At 61.2% G+C, this 17181-nt stretch carries 11 protein-coding genes; 7 read left to right on the forward strand and 4 right to left on the reverse strand.

Going from position 1 to position 17181, the window contains the following annotated elements; genetic code table 11:
• Positions 1-14: 14 nt before the first annotated feature.
• From tagF to IBT54_RS17660, 4 genes are all read right to left on the reverse strand, one after another.
• Positions 15-713 (reverse strand): type VI secretion system-associated protein TagF, encoded by a 699-nt coding sequence (gene tagF / locus IBT54_RS17645; protein ID WP_013357633.1) that lies wholly within the window; start codon positions 711-713, stop codon positions 15-17.
• A gap of 13 nt (positions 714-726) precedes the next feature.
• A complete protein-coding gene (gene tssM, locus IBT54_RS17650; RefSeq protein ID WP_201252590.1) occupies positions 727-2841 on the reverse strand; it encodes a type VI secretion system membrane subunit TssM in 2115 nt (704 codons plus the stop codon).
• Positions 2841-4058, reverse strand: a complete 1218-nt coding sequence (gene icmH / locus IBT54_RS17655) for a type IVB secretion system protein IcmH/DotU (protein ID WP_201252591.1) — start codon at positions 4056-4058, stop codon at positions 2841-2843. Before icmH ends, tssM begins: the two co-directional genes overlap by 1 nt.
• Before the next feature lie 85 nt (positions 4059-4143).
• Positions 4144-4635, reverse strand: coding sequence for a hypothetical protein (locus tag IBT54_RS17660; protein ID WP_013357636.1), 492 nt, complete (start codon positions 4633-4635; stop codon positions 4144-4146).
• Between the two features lie 487 nt (positions 4636-5122).
• Between IBT54_RS17660 and IBT54_RS17665 the strand changes: the two genes are divergently transcribed.
• The 7 genes from IBT54_RS17665 to cobA all read left to right on the forward strand — a co-directional run bounded on the left by IBT54_RS17665 (position 5123) and on the right by cobA (position 17101).
• A complete protein-coding gene (locus IBT54_RS17665; RefSeq protein ID WP_201252592.1) occupies positions 5123-6334 on the forward strand; it encodes a nitrate regulatory protein in 1212 nt (403 codons plus the stop codon).
• 262 nt (positions 6335-6596) lie between these two features.
• Entirely contained in the window at positions 6597-7847 is a 1251-nt protein-coding gene (locus IBT54_RS17670) for a CmpA/NrtA family ABC transporter substrate-binding protein (protein WP_201252620.1), read from the forward strand.
• Positions 7848-7858: 11 nt separating this feature from the next.
• Positions 7859-8731: a nitrate ABC transporter permease gene (gene ntrB, locus IBT54_RS17675; RefSeq protein ID WP_201252593.1), complete on the forward strand. Its 873-nt coding sequence runs from the start codon at positions 7859-7861 to the stop codon at positions 8729-8731.
• 10 nt (positions 8732-8741) lie between these two features.
• Positions 8742-9530, forward strand: coding sequence for an ABC transporter ATP-binding protein (locus tag IBT54_RS17680; protein WP_013357640.1), 789 nt, complete (start codon positions 8742-8744; stop codon positions 9528-9530).
• A gap of 10 nt (positions 9531-9540) precedes the next feature.
• Complete coding sequence (gene nirB, locus IBT54_RS17685) at positions 9541-13605, forward strand: nitrite reductase large subunit NirB (RefSeq protein WP_201252594.1); 4065 nt, start codon at positions 9541-9543, stop codon at positions 13603-13605.
• A complete protein-coding gene (locus tag IBT54_RS17690) occupies positions 13602-16220 on the forward strand; it encodes a nitrate reductase (RefSeq protein WP_201252595.1) in 2619 nt (872 codons plus the stop codon). The genes nirB and IBT54_RS17690 overlap by 4 nt, the downstream gene beginning before the upstream one ends.
• A complete protein-coding gene (gene cobA, locus IBT54_RS17695) occupies positions 16220-17101 on the forward strand; it encodes a uroporphyrinogen-III C-methyltransferase (RefSeq protein ID WP_201252621.1) in 882 nt (293 codons plus the stop codon). The genes IBT54_RS17690 and cobA overlap by 1 nt, the downstream gene beginning before the upstream one ends.
• The last annotated feature ends 80 nt before the right edge of the window (positions 17102-17181 follow it).

The raw sequence follows: 17181 nt of genomic DNA on the forward strand, positions 1-17181 counted from the left end.
AAACGCATCCGGCCTCACTCGAACATCGGAGGATAGAGGCCATTACGTCCCGGCTGTGCACCTGCCGCCGGGTTAAACAGTAACGAAAACAGTTGCGCCGTGAGGTTGCCGCTGTGCTTGTGGGTCGCATGGGCAAAACCATCACTGCGATTACTCCACCAGTAGCTCATATGCTGCTGAGGGTCGAAACGTTCGGCCACTTCACGCCAGCTCAGCGTGCAGGGCAGATCCTGAAAACCGATCACATCCATAATCTCTGAGGGCTTCCTGGCAGGCACCAGCAGCGGCGGCAGCGCCTGTATCTGCTGCTCTAACTGCTCGCCGTCCAGCGGCGTCTGAACCGCCCGTAACAGGGTCGCGCCCAGATCCTGAAACCAGTCACCGGAGATGGTCAACTGAGCCGGATGCCACTGCGCCAGCGGAAAGCTGTGCAGTGCCAGCAGCGGCCAGGCGCGGCCGACGCGGTCACAGGAGGGCAGCAGACAGCCCATCTGTACGTGTGGCCGGGTCGCGGTCACCGGCAGGACAAAGTTCCATACCGGCGCGTGAAGAAAGTTCGCGCTGTATGACCAGGCCTGCTGATGCCAGTGCATTAATCCCTGCTGGAACCAGTGATTCCACGGGCTAATCTGTTGCTCACTCAGACGACGGTGCAGAAAGTCACCGGTCGACGGCAGCTTGCCATACCAGCCGGGGGCGGTGTAAGCAGCCATGTTCACCTCAACATTACTCGCTTTGCGAGTGTGATCGCGCGGCCGGGTGCAGCGGTGCTGCCGCCAGCACGCTGCCCGCCTGGCCCGCGATTTTAAGATTGTCTGCCAGCTTGCGCATCATCAGTGCATTGTCACGCGCATAAGGCGATGACTGAATCTGCTGATCCAGCAGCTGGCTCAGGTGCCAGTCGAGCTGCTGCAGATCGCGGGCACTGACCGTATCGGGCAGCGAGCGCTGTAAGTTTTGCAGCAGCCAGGCCCGTAAAAATTCGCCATCGTAATTGCGCGGCTGATAGAGCATCTGATAGGCGCGCAGCGCATTGCGGCTGTAGGCGTTATCATCACCCGGATCGTTGCGCAGAATGTTGGTGATCTGCTGCGCCACGCGCGGCAGCAGCAAAGACTTAAGCGCATTTTGATAAAGCACCCAGGCGGCGTCGCTGACCTGACTGCCGCGATATAAGCCAGCCCGCATAGTAAGCGGCGGATTATCGAGAGAAAAACGTTCCGACAGCGGCAGCTTCACCAGGTTGTTCAGAAAGGGTAGCAGATCAAAAATATTATCAGCAGGCTGATGAATCACCTGCTGACTCTGCTCACGAATGGCCGGCACCCGTGCGGCCACCTGCTGCAGATAGTGCTGATTCTGGTAGTAGCTGATGCTCCACAGGCTGGAGGCAATCAGCAGCGCGCCTGCCAGCACGCCGTAGCCAATCCAGTGGAACAGCTGATTGCGATACTCCCAGCGGCGATTACTGCCCGCCAGTCCGCTCTCTTTAAAGATCAGATCGCTCAGCAGGTCACGAATAAAGAAGCTCTGGCCTTTGTTGCCGGGAATCGGACTGTTGCGGTTAACGCTGTCCCAGGCGGCAATCGAATGTTCGCCCGCCTGACGTAACTGCAGTTTACGGCTCAGTTCACCCATCACCCGATCAAACGGCAGGCCTTCCTGCGTACCGCTGGTAAAGAAGAGGCCGCGGGGGCTCCAGGCGACGGCATCCTGATGATCAGAGAAGACGATATCGAGATACTCGTTCAGCAGCGGGCGCAGTGAGGCGAACTCCTGCGGGAAGAGGAAGCATTCAGCGCGCTCATTCAGATCGCGCTCCTGGGTCATCTGCTCCGCCAGCTGCTGCTGTAGCTGCTCTTCCAGCCGCTGAAACTGCTGGCCAAAATGACGATGCCAGTCATCTTTGTGCGGCTTGCCCGTCTCACGGTTAAACGTAAAGCCCCAGATAGCGTCACGCCGCGTTTTATCGATGTTGCCAAAGTAGCTCATGAAGCCTTTCAGCAAATCGGTTTTGGTGACCATCACATAGACCGGGAAGTGAATACCCGTCTGCTGATGCAGTTCCGCCATACGCTCACGCAGCGCGCTGGCCTGGGCAAAACGCGCTTCGGCAGAATCGCTCAGCAGATCGGCCACGCTGATCGTCATGATGACACCGTTAATCGGCTGGCGGGTGCGATAGCGTTTCAGCAGATTGATAAAACTATGCCACTCCGCGGCATCGCGCACGCGCTGGCTCTCCTGCAGCGCATACCGCCCTGCGGTATCAATCAGCACTGCGCTGTCGGTAAACCACCAGTCGCAGTTGCGGGTGCCGCCGACGCCACGAATCGCCTGTTTACCCAGCGTATCGGTCAGCGGGAAATCGAGGCCCGCATTAAATAGCGCGGTGGTTTTACCGGCACCGGGCGCACCCATCACCAGATACCAGGGCAACTGGTAGAGATAATTAGCATTAAAGCGCGAGAGCAGATTGCCGCTGTGACGACGGCCAAACTGGGTGCGTTTCAGCTGCATCGCCGCGTCGCTGAAGCGCTGATTAAGCCGCTCCTCAGTCATCTGACGTTCCGCCGGATCGTCGTTGCCCGCCAGCTGAAGCTGGGTCAGTAAGCGGCTGTTAAACCAGGCACGATAAAGCGACGGGATCAGCTGGAACAGGATCCAGAGAAAATAGAGAGCGCTCACGGTGAGCTGGCGAGGGAGCACCGGTTCCAGAGGACGCGACTCGCCCCATGTCCAGAACGGGCCCAGCATCCAGACCAGACAGCTCAGCGCCGTGACGCCAATAAAGCTCCACAGCAGGCGATGCGTTAACAGCAGGCGAAGGGAAGCGCGCATTATTGTGCTCCTTGATGATTACTGAGCGTTTCAGGCGCGGCAAACAGAGTGATCTCAACGCGGCGGTTGCGGGTCCGGTTTTCGCTGCTGTCGTTGGGCAGCAGCGGGTCGCTGTCACCACGGCCTTCAGAGCGTACCGTATGACCGTCCTCCAGCTGCAGCTGCAACAGCTGGGTGATGGCACGGGCGCGGGCGAATGAGAACTCATAGCTGGAGGCAAAACGGCTGTTATCCACCGGATGATCGTCGGTAAACACGGACACCAGAATGGTGCCTTTGACATCTTTCATCGCGGTTGAGACGCGGGCCAGCAGCGCGCGGCCCACCGGGTTGATCACCGTGCCTTGCTCGGCAAACAGTTTGTCTGCGGGAATAATCACTTTACTGCCAAAGGCACCATCGCTGACTTCTAGCTGCCCGGCAGCGATCACATCGTTCAGTCGCTGACGCAGATCGAGCAGCGCCTGCGGAGAAGAGGGACGGCGGCCCGCAGTAATCTGCGGCAGCGGGGTCTGATAGATGGTGCGCAGCAGCGGTTCGGCAGCGTTGCCGAGCCGCCAGTTCAGGCCGCTGTAGATCAGGCAGCCGATGAGCGCGACCAGCATGGCGCAGGCCCAGAGCGGCACCATCGGGCGGGCGAGGGTACTGACCAGCGGATGCACCTCGACCAGCGGGGGTTGCGGCGTCTGACGCTGGGTGCGCGTCTCGTCAATCAGGCTTTTCAGGCGCTTACGGATACCGTCGCACTGGGCGCGGCCATTTTCACTGCCGCGATAGCGGCCTTCATAGCCCAGCAGCAGGCAATATTGCACCACTTCCAGCAGCCAGAGGTGTTGTTGCGGACTTTGTGAAATGCGCGACAGCAGCTGAAAGAATTTCTCGCCGCCCCAGCTTTCATTGTGAAAGGTCACCAGCATACCGTTGCCCGACCAGACGCCACGCGTGCCCCAGGGGGTTTGCGCTGCGGCTTCGTCCAGCGCGCTGCAGATGCAGTAACGCGCGCCGATAATCATCTCAAACGGCAGCCCTGCCTGTTTACAGCGTTGTTCAAACTGGCGAATTTCATCGATCAGGGACTGGCGCAGACCCGCAGGGTCGTCATGGGTGGCTGCCCGACGAATCTGCACCACCGCATTCAGCAGTGGCGCCGCAGCCTGAAGTAATAGATTCTCATTGCCTGAGGGGGGCGCCTCACGCGCAGGGGATTCCACAGTCATTAATTCGTGATCTTCCAGCCAATGGCAAATCCCTGTACCCGCAGCACAGGACGGTGCTGCGGGCAATATGCGCCGGATTTCATATTCAGTCTAAGATCCAGGTCGCGGTATCGTTAGTCCGACAGGCTTTACTCGCGCCGCCGACGGCTACACAGACCTGTTTCGCTTTCCGCGGACGGGGACGATCGCTCTGCAGCGTGGCATCGTAACGACTGCTCTCTACGCCCGCTTTTAACGGTACATAACCAATTAACGGGCCATCAGCCTGGTCAGCAATTGCCAGCCAGCTGTGTTCCACATTACCTAATACTTCAAACGGTTTACCCGTTTCGAGATAGCGAACGACTTTGCCGCCGTAATCCGGTGAGGTCATGACCGAGGCACCATAGAGCGCCCGCCAGGTCTGATTGACCGGCTCAAATTCAGTCGGTGCCGCGACAGCGTGTCGATGGACCAGTTTGACGCCGTTAATTTCGCTGGTGACCAGCGTATCGTCAGTGACGGGCGGCGGCGGGGCCTTACAGCCTGCCAGGGTAAGCACCGCCAGCAGCGTTAACGCAAGACTCTTTTTCACCATGTTCCTCGTGATCTCATCAAAGTATCTGCATATTGCCAGGCCCGATGCAGGAGGCGCTGTTTTTCGCGCCGCATCGTGCCGAAAGTCTGTTTTTCAAAAAAAGTTCAGATTACATCAGGATAGTTACGCGTTTAGTCTACCTAAGACTTTTGAGAATTCAAACCATTGCACCCACTGGCGATGCGTGATAGCAGGCGCTTTTGGGGCGGGCTGCGATATAAGAAAAGCGCCAGACAATGTGATAGTTAAAGCGAACTGAATTATCGCAGGGACAAACTGGTTGAGAACATTGCCGCGCATTCTGACATGCAATTGATCCGATTGGAAACTATTAAGACTTTCTAATCGTTCGTTACCGATAAAATTTATCTCTTCACCTAAAGAATCTTATCAAAATCAGAATTTACGCGCCGGGTATGCCCGCCTTTTTTCCGGAAAGCGGCACGCCTTTTGCTTCAGAAAAGTTTTAATGGCGGAGAGGTGAACCATGGATGCCCTGATCTGGCTGCAGGCATCGCGTGACAGCGATATTGCCAGCCTGCAACGGCTGCTTAAGACCGGCGAACTGATGGCTGCCGTCAGTGAGCTGGTTCATCGGCTGCAGCGGGAACGCGGCGCAAACAATCTCTGGATCTGCTCCGGTGGCACGCTGTTCAGCGCCGAGCGTCACGCCCGTCAGAAGGAGGTCAGCGCCGGCCTGCACCATTTCTATCAGGCGCTGCCGCCCGCCACCGCACAGCCCGGTTTCAGCCGTTTCTGCAACCTGATTGCGGCTGCCCTGCAGGCGCTGGCGGGATTACCGCTGCTGCGTCAGCAAATCAGCCAGCATGAGCGGGATCAGGCGGCGGCGATGGCGGCGTTTAATCAGGTTATCCGCACCTTACTTAATCTGGTTTTTGAGGCAGCCGACACCGCCAGCGATCCCGATATCTCGCGTGCACTAATCGCGCTGTTCAGTTTTATGCAAGGCAAAGAGCTGGCCGGACAGGAGCGGGCCATTGGTTCAGCTGGCTTTGCGGCGCGGCTGTTCACACCTGAGCAGCGCAGCCAGATGGTGGCGCTGATTGCGGCTCAGGAGCAGAGCTTTACCACCTTCCGGGAGTTTGCCGACAGCGCCACCTGTGAAAGCTGGCAGCCATTGTCTCAGGCCAGCCGGGATATCGAACGGCTGCGGCGCATCGCCTGCACCGGTAGCCAGTATGATGAAACCGGCGCGCTGGAGTGGTTTTCCCTGCTCTCCGAGCGTCTGGACCAGATGAAAACGCTGGAGGATGCCCTGACGGCCACGCTGATGCAGCGCTGTCGTGAGGCGATTGAGCAGGCGCAGCAACAGGCGGCATCGCCGGTCGTGCAGAGTGACAGCAACTTTTCGCTCTACGTCTGCGGAGCTGACTGGCTGCCCGGCGCGTCAACGCTCAGCAGTGACGGGCTGGCCCCGCAGCTCGGGCGCTCAGTGCTGTCGCTGATTGGTGAGCAGTCACAACGCCTGCAGCAGCAGGCGGATGAGCTGGCATCGATGCGCGCTTCACTCGACGAGCGACGGGTAATCGATCAGGCCAAACACTGGCTGATGCAGCAGCAGGGATTCACCGAAGAGGCCGCCTGGCAGGCGCTGCGCAAAAGTGCGATGAATCAGAATAAGCGCGTACTGGAGATCGCGCAGGCAGTGCTGGCCGTCGCGAAGACCCTGAGCAACTAACCCGGACGAGGTAGCTGCACAACCTTTGTGCGTGATCTGCGTCAGAAACGTGCAAAAAAGGTTAATTATTCAGCAGCGCATCACCGCACGTCGGCTTTAACGCGGCTTCAGCGATCTGGCACACCCTTTGCTTTAACCCTACAGAGAGTACGCATTGCTCCCGCCAATGGCGGTGGGGTCAGTGCTTTGGATAAAGGCGTCCATCCGCAGGCTTCGGCTTGTCGGAGGACGCCTTTTTTTATTTCTGTTCAGGGGCAACATGATGAGCAAAACGCCATTTTCACTGACACGACGTCAGGCGCTGATCTCCGGTGCAGCGCTGGGTGCGGCCTGGATCGTGCCGGGATTACGAAATGCAGTCTGGGCAGCAGGCTCCGATGCGCCAGAAAAGGCGCAGGTGCGGGTTGGCTTTATCCCACTCACCGACTGCGCGCCGGTCGTCATGGCGTCGGTAAAAGGCTTCGACAAAAAGTATGGCCTGACATTGCAGGTCAGCAAAGAGGCGAGCTGGGCGGCGGTGCGTGACAAACTGACCTCCGGCGAGCTGGATGCGGCCCATGTGCTTTACGGCATGATCTACGCGCTGCAGCTTGGCGTAGCGGGGCCGCAGCACGACATGGCGAACCTGATGACGCTCAATCACAACGGCCAGGCGATCACTCTGTCGAACCAGCTGAAAGCCAGTGGCGTTACCGATGCGGCCAGCCTGAAAAAAGCCGTTGATAGCCGCCCTAAAGGCAGCCTGACCTTCGCCCACACCTTTCCCACCAGTACGCACGCCATGTGGCTCTACTACTGGCTGGCCAATGCCGGCATTCATCCGTTTGACGATGTGCGCACCGTGGTCGTGCCGCCGCCGCAGATGGTGATGAACATGAAGATTGGCAACATGAGCGGCTACTGCGTCGGCGAGCCGTGGAACCAGCGTGCCATCAGCGACAATATCGGCTTTACCGCCGCCACCAGCCAGCAGATCTGGCCGGAGCATCCGGAAAAGGTGCTGGGCACCCGTGCACAGTGGGTGAAAGAGAATCCCAATACGGCCCGCGCGCTGACTGCCGCGGTGCTGGAGGCGGCGCGCTGGATCGATGCTTCAGACGATAACCGCCGTGAAACCGCGCAGGTGTTAGCCGGTCGAGCCTGGATCAACACCAAAGTGGAGACGCTGCAGGGGCGGATGCTTGGTCAGTACGAGAACGGGCTGGGACAGTCGTGGCAGGACGCGCATCCGATGCGCTTCTTCGACAACGGCAACGTCAGTTTTCCGTGGCTCTCGGATGGCATGTGGTTCCTGACCCAGATGAAACGCTGGGGACTGCTCACCAGCGATCCCGATTACCTCGCCGTGGCCCGCCAGATCAACCACATCGACGTCTATAAACAGGCCGCCAGCGCCGTCGGGCAGATTACCTTGCCCGCCAGTGAGATGCGCAGCAGCACCCTGATCGACGGCAAAGTCTGGGATGGCAGCAATCCTGCTGCCTACGCCGCCAGTTTCACTATCAAACGTTAAGAGAGGTTGTTATGAAAACTGACGCGCGCGCCCTGGCGCAGCCGGAGCAAACCCCCGGCAGTGCCACCGTTATTCCGCTACAGATCACCCCGAAAGCCGCAGTTCGTCCGGCGCGGCTGCGTCCGCTGTTGCAGCGCGCCATTCCCGCCGCGGGCGGCCTGCTGCTGATGTGGCTGGTGTGGCAGCTCGCGGCGCTGTCCGAACCCTCGTTTCCCTCGCCTTATGCCACCTGGCAGGCCGCGCAGGTGCTGTTTGCTGACCCGTTCTACAGCAATGGCCCCAACGATCAGGGCATCGGCTGGAACGTGCTGGCCTCGCTGCAGCGCGTCGCCATCGGCTTCGGCCTTGCCGCGCTGGTGGGCATCCCGGCGGGTTTTCTGCTGGGGCGCTTTACCTTTATAGCGCGCATGTTCAATCCGATTATCGCCTTACTGCGGCCGGTCAGCCCGCTGGCCTGGCTGCCGATTGGACTGCTGCTGTTTCAGCGCGCCGAGCCTGCCGCCAGCTGGACCATTTTCATCTGTTCCATCTGGCCGATGATCATCAACACCGCCGAAGGGGTGCAGCGCATCCCGCAGGATTACCTCAACGTGGCGCGGGTGCTACAGCTCTCTGAATGGACGGTGATGCGCCGGATCCTGCTGCCCGCCGTGCTGCCTGCGGTGCTCACCGGGGTGCGTCTCTCTATCGGCATCGCCTGGCTGGTCATCGTCGCCGCCGAAATGCTGACCGGCGGGCTGGGCATTGGCTTCTGGATCTGGAACGAGTGGAACAACCTCAACGTGGCAAACATTCTGATTGCCATCCTGATTATCGGCGTCGTCGGGCTGCTGCTGGAGCAGGCGCTGATGCTGCTGGTCCGTCGTTTCAGCTGGGAAAAATAAGGAGAACACCATGCAACACATTATTCGCGTTCAGCAGGTGAGCCAGCGTTTCAACACTGCCAGCGGCGAGTTTCTGGCGCTGGACAACGTCAGTTTTGATATCCACGAAGGGGAAACCCTGAGCCTGATCGGCCACTCCGGCTGCGGCAAATCGACGCTGCTCAACCTGATTGCCGGATTAACCCGTCCCAGCAGCGGCGTGCTGCTGTGTGATAACCGCGAAATCACCGGACCGGGTCCCGAGCGTGCGGTGGTGTTTCAGAACCATTCGCTGCTGCCGTGGCTGACGGCATTTCAGAACGTCGAACTGGCGGTGCAGCAGGTGTTTAAAGGGCGTTTCAGCAAAGCGGAGATGCGCGACTGGATCGAGCACAACCTTAATCGGGTGCAGATGAGCCACGCCATGCACAAGCGGCCTGGCGAAATCTCCGGCGGCATGAAGCAGCGTGTCGGCATTGCGCGGGCGCTGGCGATGAAGCCGCGCGTGCTGCTGCTGGATGAGCCATTCGGCGCGCTGGATGCCTTAACCCGCGCCCACCTGCAGGACAGCGTGATGCGCATTCAGCAGGAGCTGAACACCACTATTGTGCTGATCACCCATGACGTGGATGAAGCGGTGCTGCTCTCCGATCGGGTACTGATGATGACCAACGGCCCGGCGGCGCAGGTCGGGGAGATCCTCACCGTCGATCTGCCGCGTCCGCGCTCGCGGGTCGCGCTGGCGGATGAGCCGCGCTACCACCAGCTGCGTCAGAAAGTGCTGCATTTCCTCTATGAAAAACAGACCACGGCAGCGTAAGGAGCAGACCATGAGGCAACGGTTGCTGGTGATAGGTAATGGCATGGCGGGGATGCAGATGGTGGAGAGCCTGCTGCAGCTCGCGCCGCAGCGTTACGCCATTACGGTCATTGGCCGCGAGCCGCACGGCAACTACAACCGCGTGCTGCTGTCGCCGGTGCTGGCGGGTGAAAAGTCCTTCACTGACACCCTGATCCACGATCGCGACTGGTATCAGCGGCACGGCGTGACGCTGCTGAACGGTGAAACCGTGCAGCAGGTCGATCTGGCGGCGCGGACGGTGCAGACCGATCAGCGCCAGCTCGACTGGGATCGGCTGGTGTTTGCCACCGGATCGCAGCCCCGTCTGCCCGCGATTCCCGGCATCGACGCAGAGTCCGTCATGGGTTTTCGCAGCATCGCCGACGTCCGGCGACTGCTGGCGGGCCAGGGACCGTTAGTGATCCTGGGCGGCGGCTTTCTCGGTATTGAAGCGGCGGCGGCACTCCGCGCCCGAGGACGTGAGGTGACGCTGGTGCACCATAAACCCTGGCTGCTGGATCGCCAGCTGGATGCAAAAGCGGGTGAGCTGCTGCTGGCGGCCTTAGCGCAGCGCGGTATCCACTGCGAACTGAACAGCGGACTGTCGGCGATTGACGAGGCGGGCGTGACGCTGACCTGCGGGCGTCACTGCGCCGCCACGCAGGTGGTGATTGCCATCGGTGTTCAGCCAGAGGTCACGCTGGCGCAGGCGGCAGGGCTACCGTGTCAGCGCGGCATTCTGGTCGATGGTCAGCTGCGCAGCGCCATTCCCGATGTTTACGCCGTGGGCGAGTGCTGCGAAATCGCGGGCGAAACCTTTGGCCTGGTCGCGCCCTGCCTGGCGCAGGCACAGATTCTGGCGGCGCAGCTGGCGGGATCGCCGCTGGCAGATTTCGTCAGTGAGCCGCTGGCGACGCGGCTCAAAGTCAGCGGCATTTCGCTGTTCAGCGCCGGGGATGTCAGCGAGGCGCTGTCCATCAGCAGTTTTGATCCTATCTCTGGCGACTACCGCCGCCTTTTTCTCCGTCAGGGCCGCCTCTGTGGCGTGCTGCTCTCTGGCGACACCCGGCAGGGCCCCGCGCTGCTGGAACGTCTGCAGCGCGCCGACCCTGTCACGCTCGATGCCCTGTTCGATCACGATCAACCTGAACCGCAGCCACAGGCTGCAGAGAGTCCTGAGATGAGTAAACCGGTTTTAGCCGTCATTGGTCACGGCATGGTCAGTCACCACTTTCTTGAACAGCTGGTTGCCCGTGAACTGCATCAGCACTATCACATCGTGGTTTATGGCGAGGAGCGCCAGCAGGCTTACGATCGGGTGCATCTGTCAGACTATTTCAACGGTAAAACGGCCGGCGATCTGTCGCTGGTCGGCGCGGACTTCTTTGCCCTGCACGGTATTGAACTGCGCAGCAGCTGCACAGTGGTGGCCATCGATCGCCAGCAGCGCAGCCTGCGTGACAGCGCGGGCAATGAGCTGGCGTGGGATAAGCTGGTGCTGGCGACCGGCTCTCGTGCTTTTGTGCCGCCGGTGCCGGGCCACGACGGCGAACGCTGCTTTGTCTATCGCACGCTGGACGACCTGGATGCCATTGCCGCCTGCGCCCGGCATAGCCAGCGCGGTATCGTCATTGGCGGCGGCCTGCTAGGTCTGGAGGCGGCGAATGCGCTGCGGCAGCTCGGGCTGGAGACGCATGTGGTGGAGTTTGCACCACGCCTGATGGCGGTGCAGCTCGATGAGGGTGGGGCGCTGATGCTGCGTCAGAAGATCGATGCGCTGGGCGTGACGGTTCATACCTCAAAACAGACCGAGCTGATTGAGCAGCAGCCCGACGGCAGCGTGGTGCTGCGTTTTGCTGACGGCAGCCATTTACCCGGCGACCTGGTGCTGTTCTCCGCCGGTATACGTCCGCGCGATGAGCTGGCGCGCGAGGCGGGCCTGACGCTCGGGCCGCGCGGCGGCATTGAGATTAACGATCGCTGTCAGACCAGTGATGACGACGTGTTTGCCATTGGTGAATGCGCGCTGTGGAACGGCCAGATCTTTGGCCTGGTCGCGCCGGGCTATCAGATGGCACGGGTGCTGGCCGGACATCTGGCGGCTGAACCGGCTACCTTCAGCGGCGCGGACATGAGCACTAAGCTGAAACTGCTGGGCGTGGAGGTGGCCTCATTTGGTGATGCCCATGGCCGCACGGCGGGCAGCCAGCACTATCACTGGACCGACGGGCCAAAAGGCATCTACAAGAAAATCGTGGTCTCTGCGGAGGGCACCCGACTGCTGGGCGGCGTGCTGGTCGGGGACAGCAGCGATTACGCCACGCTGCTGCAGATGATGCTCAACGATTTACCCTTGCCTGCCGCGCCGGAGAGCCTGATCCTGCCTGCGCTGGCCGGGGCGCCGAAAGCACCAGGCGTCGCAGCGTTGCCCGACAGCGCTCAGGTCTGCTCCTGTTACAACGTCAGCAAGGGCGATATCTGCGCGGCGGTGAAAGGCGGATGCGGTGAGATGAGCAGCATCAAAAGCTGCACCAGAGCGGCCACCGGCTGCGGCGGCTGTGCGGCTCTGGTGAAGCAGGTGATGGAGTTTCAGCTGGAAACTCTCGGCGTCGAGGTGAAAAAAGATGTCTGCGACCACTTCAGTTATTCACGGCAGGAGCTTTATCACCTGGTACGGGCCGGTGAGTTCAGAACCTTTGATGCGCTGCTGGCCTCACACGGCAGGGGTCAGGGCTGTGAAGTGTGCAAGCCGCTGGTGGGGTCGATTCTTGCCTCCTGCTGGAACGACTATCTGCTGAAACCGGCGCACCTGCCGCTACAGGATACCAACGACCGCTACTTCGCCAACATCCAGAAAGATGGCACCTATTCGGTGGTGCCGCGCGTCCCGGCTGGCGAAATCACGCCACAGGGGCTGATCGCCATCGGTGAAGTGGCGGCGCGTTATGACCTTTACACCAAAATCACCGGCGGGCAGCGTATCGACCTGTTTGGCGCGCGGCTCGATCAGCTGCCCGCTATCTGGCAGACGCTGCTTGAGGCTGGTTTTGAAACCGGCCACGCCTACGGTAAATCGCTGCGCACCGTGAAGTCCTGTGTCGGATCGACCTGGTGCCGCTACGGCGTGCAGGATTCGACCGCCTTCGCCATCGCGCTGGAGAACCGTTACAGGGGACTTCGCGCCCCGCATAAGATCAAGATGGCGGTTTCGGGCTGTACCCGCGAGTGTGCGGAAGCGCAGAGCAAAGATATCGGCGTGATCGCCACCGAAAAGGGCTGGAACCTCTATGTTTGCGGCAATGGCGGCATGAAGCCGCGCCATGCCGACCTGTTCGCCAGCGACCTCGACGACGCCACGCTGCTGCGCTATGTCGATCGCCTGCTGATGTTCTATATCCGTACGGCTAATCGTCTGCAACGCACCAGCGTCTGGCTGGACAATCTGGAAGGCGGTCTTGATTACCTGCGGCAGGTGGTGATTGAGGACAGCCTTGGGCTGGGTGAGACGCTGGAGCAGGAGATGCAGCGGGTGGTTGACGCCTGGCAGTGCGAGTGGCAGACCACGCTGGCGGACCCGTCGCGGCTCGCGCTGTTTACGCCGACGATTAACAGCGAGCAGCCTGATGAAACCCTGCACTATAGCCGGGTACGCGGTCAGCGGCAGCCTGAAGCCGTGGCTGCGCGTCCGCTGCTGCAGCTGCCCGCCGAGCCGTGGAGCGCCGTCTGCGCACTGGAAGCGATTCCGCCTGAAGCAGGGATCGGGGCGCGACTCGGCAGCGAGCGTGTTGCGCTGTTCCGCTTTGGCGACGCGTTCTATGCGCTGGAGGATCGTGAGCCTGGCAGCGATGCCAGCGTGCTGTCGCGCGGGATTCTGGGTGACGTCGGCGGCGAGCCGGTGGTGATCTCTCCGCTCTACAAGCAGCGGGTGCGGCTGCGTGACGGGCAGAGTCTGGATAATCCGCAGCACCAGCTGCGCTGCTGGCCGGTGAAGCTGGAAGCGGGGCAGATCTGGCTGGCAAACCGCCCGCAAAATCCGCTGGCGCAGGCATCATGAACAGCACCTGTCCCTATTGCGGCGTCGGCTGTGGCGTCTGCGTCACGTCGCAGGGCAATCATCAGGCAACGGTGATCGGCGATCCGCACCATCCCGCTAACGCAGGCCGGTTGTGCGTTAAGGGCGCGGCGCTGGGCGAGACGCTGACGCCACAGGGGCGTCTTCTTACCGCTCAGGTTAACGGCCAGCCGGTCAGCCTGGATGCGGCGCTGGATGCGGCAGCGGCAGGATTACGGGCGGTGATCGATCAGCATGGTCCGCAGGCGGTGGCGTTTTACGGTTCAGGCCAGTTGCTGACCGAGGATTACTACGTTGCCAATAAGCTGATGAAGGGCTACATCGGTGCCGCCAATATCGATACCAATTCGCGGCTCTGTATGGCATCAGCCGTAGTCGGTTATAAGCGGGCGCTGGGGGCAGATGCGGTGCCTTGCTGTTATGAGGATCTGGAGCAGGCCGATCTGGTTTTGCTGGTGGGGTCCAATGCTGCCTGGGCACATCCGGTGGTCTGGCAGCGGCTGATGCAGGCGAAGCTGCAGCGACCGGCGATGCGCATAGTTGTTATCGATCCGCGCCGCACGGCCAGTTGTGATCAGGCCGATCTGCATCTGCCACTGCGTCCCGGCAGCGATTCGGCGTTGTTTTCCGGTCTGCTGCACTGGCTGGCGCAGAACGATGGTCTTGATGCCAGCATGCTGCCGCACCTGAATGGCGTGAGTGAAACCCTGGCCGCCGCCGCGCAGTGGGATGTCGCGCGGGTCGCAGAGACCTGTGATTTAACGGAACAGCAGGTGATGCATTTTTTCCGGCTGTTCAGCCAGCACGATCGGGTGCTGACGCTGTGGTGTATGGGGATTAATCAGTCCGCCACCGGCAGCGACAATAACCAGGCGATTCTTAATCTGCATCTGCTGACAGGCATAATAGGCCGTGCGGGCTGCGGGCCTTTTTCGCTGACCGGACAGCCAAATGCGATGGGCGGTCGCGAAGTGGGCGGTCTGGCGAACCAGCTGGCAGCGCACATGAGTTTTACTGACGAGGATTGCGACCGGGTGCAGCGTTTCTGGCGCAGTCCGTCGATGGCCCGCCAGCCGGGGCTGATGGCGCTGGATCTCTTCAGGGCGATTGCCGAAGGCGAGGTGAAAGCAGTGTGGATTATGGGCACTAATCCGGCGGTGTCGATGCCGGAAGGCAATCGCGTGGCACAGGCGCTGGCGGCCTGTCCGCTGGTCATTGTCTCAGATGTGATGGCGCAGACCGACACCAGCACTTTTGCCGATATTCTGCTGCCCGCCCAGGGCTGGGGCGAGAAGAACGGCACTGTGACGAACTCAGAACGACGTATTTCGCGGCAGCGCGCCTTTGCCGCCGCACCAGGTGATACCCGGCCTGACTGGTGGCTGCTGGCGCAGGTGGCGCAGCGGTTGGGGTTCCGTGAGGGATTTAACTGGCAGCATCCGGCTGAGATTTTCTGCGAGCACGCGGCGCTGTCGGGTTTTGAGAATGACGGTCAGCGGGCATTTGATATCAGCGGCCTGTCGCAATTGAGCCAGGCCGAATGGGATGCGCTGCGTCCGGTTCAGTGGCCGGCAAACACCGACCACCCACAGGGCTGTGCGCGGTTGTTTGGCGATCGCCGCTTTTTCCACGCGGACGGTAAAGCCCGGCTGCTTGTCCCGGCCACGCCTGCCTTAACCCCACGTGATGCGGCTTATCCGTTATTGATGAACAGCGGTCGGGTGCGCGATCAGTGGCATACCATGACGCGCACCGGGCTGGTGCCGCGTCTGATGCAGCATTGTGATGAGCCATTTGTGGCCCTTCATCCGGCTGACGCCGCGCAGTATGGCGTGACGGCAGGCGGTCTGGCACGGGTGCAGTCAGTACAGGGCTGGATCAGTGCGCGGGTGCGCATTGATGCCGGGATGCGGCGCGGCGAGCTGTTTGTGCCGATGCACTGGAACCGGCAGTTCAGTCAGCAGAGTCACGTCGATATGCTGGTCGCCGCCCGCGCCTGTCCGTTTTCAGGGCAGCCTGCGCTGAAGCAGACGCCGGTCCGGATTCTGCCGCTGGCCGTGAGCTGGCAGGGCTGGTTGTGGCAGCGCGGGATTACGCAGCCCGCAGGATTGCGTTACTGGTCGCGTGCGCCCTATGCGGCGGTGCAGCGTTATGCGGTAGCAAGCGAGGGATCGCCGCAGGCGTGGCTGGCCGGGCAGGTTGATGTGTCAGGCTGTGACCTGCAGGTCGCCACTGGCAGCGGCAATGATTACCGGCTGCTGGCATGGCGTGACGGTGTGTTACAGCTGGCGTTTTATGCCGGATCCATGTTGCCGTCGATTGATAGTGCATTTGTCGCGGCGGCCTTTGCGGATGCGCCGCAGGATGCTGACGGGCGGCACAGCGTGCTGGCGGGCCAGTCGGTGCAGCGCAGCGCGGCAGGCCGGATTATCTGTAGCTGTATGGCGGTGGGTGAGCAGACGATTTTGCAGGCGATAGCGCAGGGGTGTCGAACCACTCAGGCACTGGGCCGGAAGCTGAAGTGCGGCACGCAGTGTGGCTCCTGTATTCCGGAGCTGAAGCAGCTTTTGTTGTCCGACGTGGTTGTGGAGGAATGATGACGCGAGCAATTGATTCTCTGGATAAGTTACTGGCCCCGGCCGGTGTGGCAAAGCCGCAGGGTGCGGTGTGGCTGGTGGGCGCAGGCCCTGGCGATGTAGAGTTGCTGACGGTGAAGGCGTTGCGGTTGCTGCAGCGGGCCGAAGTAGTGGTGTATGACCGGCTGGTGAGTGAAGCGGTGATGGCGGAAGTACCGGAGAGCGCGTTATGCGTTGACGTAGGTAAGCAGCCGGGGCAGCACGGATTGAAGCAGGCGCGGATTAATCAGCTGCTGGTGGATCTGGCGCGCAGCGGGCGCAATGTGATCCGGCTGAAGGGGGGCGATCCGTTTATTTTTGGGCGCGGTGGCGAGGAGATGGTGAGTCTGCAGGAGGCCGGGATTCGCTGTGAGGTAGTGCCGGGGATTACGGCGGCGGTGGGCTGTGCGGCGGCCAGCGGGATTCCGCTGACGCATCGGGATTGTGCGCAGTCGCTGCGGTTGATTACCGGCCATGGCCGGTGCGGCGAGCCGCAGCTGGATGCAGCCGCGCTGTCGGCGGTGAATCAGACGCTGGTGTTTTATATGGGATTGAGCTGGAGTGCGTCGATCAGTGCGCAGTTGCAGGCGCAGGGGCGTGATCCGGAGACGCCGGTAGCGATTATTGAGAATGGAACCCGGCCGGATCAGCGGGTGTTGATTACCACGCTGGGTGGCCTGGCGGAGACGGTAGCGCAGGAGAAGCCGGTGTCGCCGTCGCTGCTGGTGGTGGGTGAGGTCGTGCGGTTTTATCGGGCGGATTTGCAGGTGCGGGGGGATGCGACGGTGAGCCGGTGCGACGTGCAGGAAGTCGGGTGCCTTGAGCAGGAAGTACGGTGCGTCGTGCAGGAAAAGCCTGCCTGATCGCAAAGGGATCCCGCATCCCTGCGGACTGGGCTCGCCCTCCCTGGCTCGCACACTTTGCTCTTCAGGCAGGCCATTCC

The sequence above is a fragment of the Pantoea sp. S62 genome, from assembly GCF_016658625.1.
Classification (GTDB): domain Bacteria; phylum Pseudomonadota; class Gammaproteobacteria; order Enterobacterales; family Enterobacteriaceae; genus Pantoea; species Pantoea vagans.

Bases quoted from the DNA above. Each gene is read 5' to 3' on its own strand.
- tagF (WP_013357633.1), bottom strand. From the start codon at position 713: ATGGCTGCTTACACCGCCCCCGGCTGGTATGGCAAGCTGCCGTCGACC.
- tssM (WP_201252590.1), bottom strand. From the start codon at position 2,841: ATGCGCGCTTCCCTTCGCCTGCTGTTAACGCATCGCCTGCTGTGGAGC.
- icmH (WP_201252591.1), bottom strand. From the start codon at position 4,058: ATGACTGTGGAATCCCCTGCGCGTGAGGCGCCCCCCTCAGGCAATGAG.
- IBT54_RS17660 (WP_013357636.1), bottom strand. From the start codon at position 4,635: ATGGTGAAAAAGAGTCTTGCGTTAACGCTGCTGGCGGTGCTTACCCTG.
- IBT54_RS17665 (WP_201252592.1), top strand. From the start codon at position 5,123: ATGGATGCCCTGATCTGGCTGCAGGCATCGCGTGACAGCGATATTGCC.
- IBT54_RS17670 (WP_201252620.1), top strand. From the start codon at position 6,597: ATGAGCAAAACGCCATTTTCACTGACACGACGTCAGGCGCTGATCTCC.
- ntrB (WP_201252593.1), top strand. From the start codon at position 7,859: ATGAAAACTGACGCGCGCGCCCTGGCGCAGCCGGAGCAAACCCCCGGC.
- IBT54_RS17680 (WP_013357640.1), top strand. From the start codon at position 8,742: ATGCAACACATTATTCGCGTTCAGCAGGTGAGCCAGCGTTTCAACACT.
- nirB (WP_201252594.1), top strand. From the start codon at position 9,541: ATGAGGCAACGGTTGCTGGTGATAGGTAATGGCATGGCGGGGATGCAG.
- IBT54_RS17690 (WP_201252595.1), top strand. From the start codon at position 13,602: ATGAACAGCACCTGTCCCTATTGCGGCGTCGGCTGTGGCGTCTGCGTC.
- cobA (WP_201252621.1), top strand. From the start codon at position 16,220: ATGACGCGAGCAATTGATTCTCTGGATAAGTTACTGGCCCCGGCCGGT.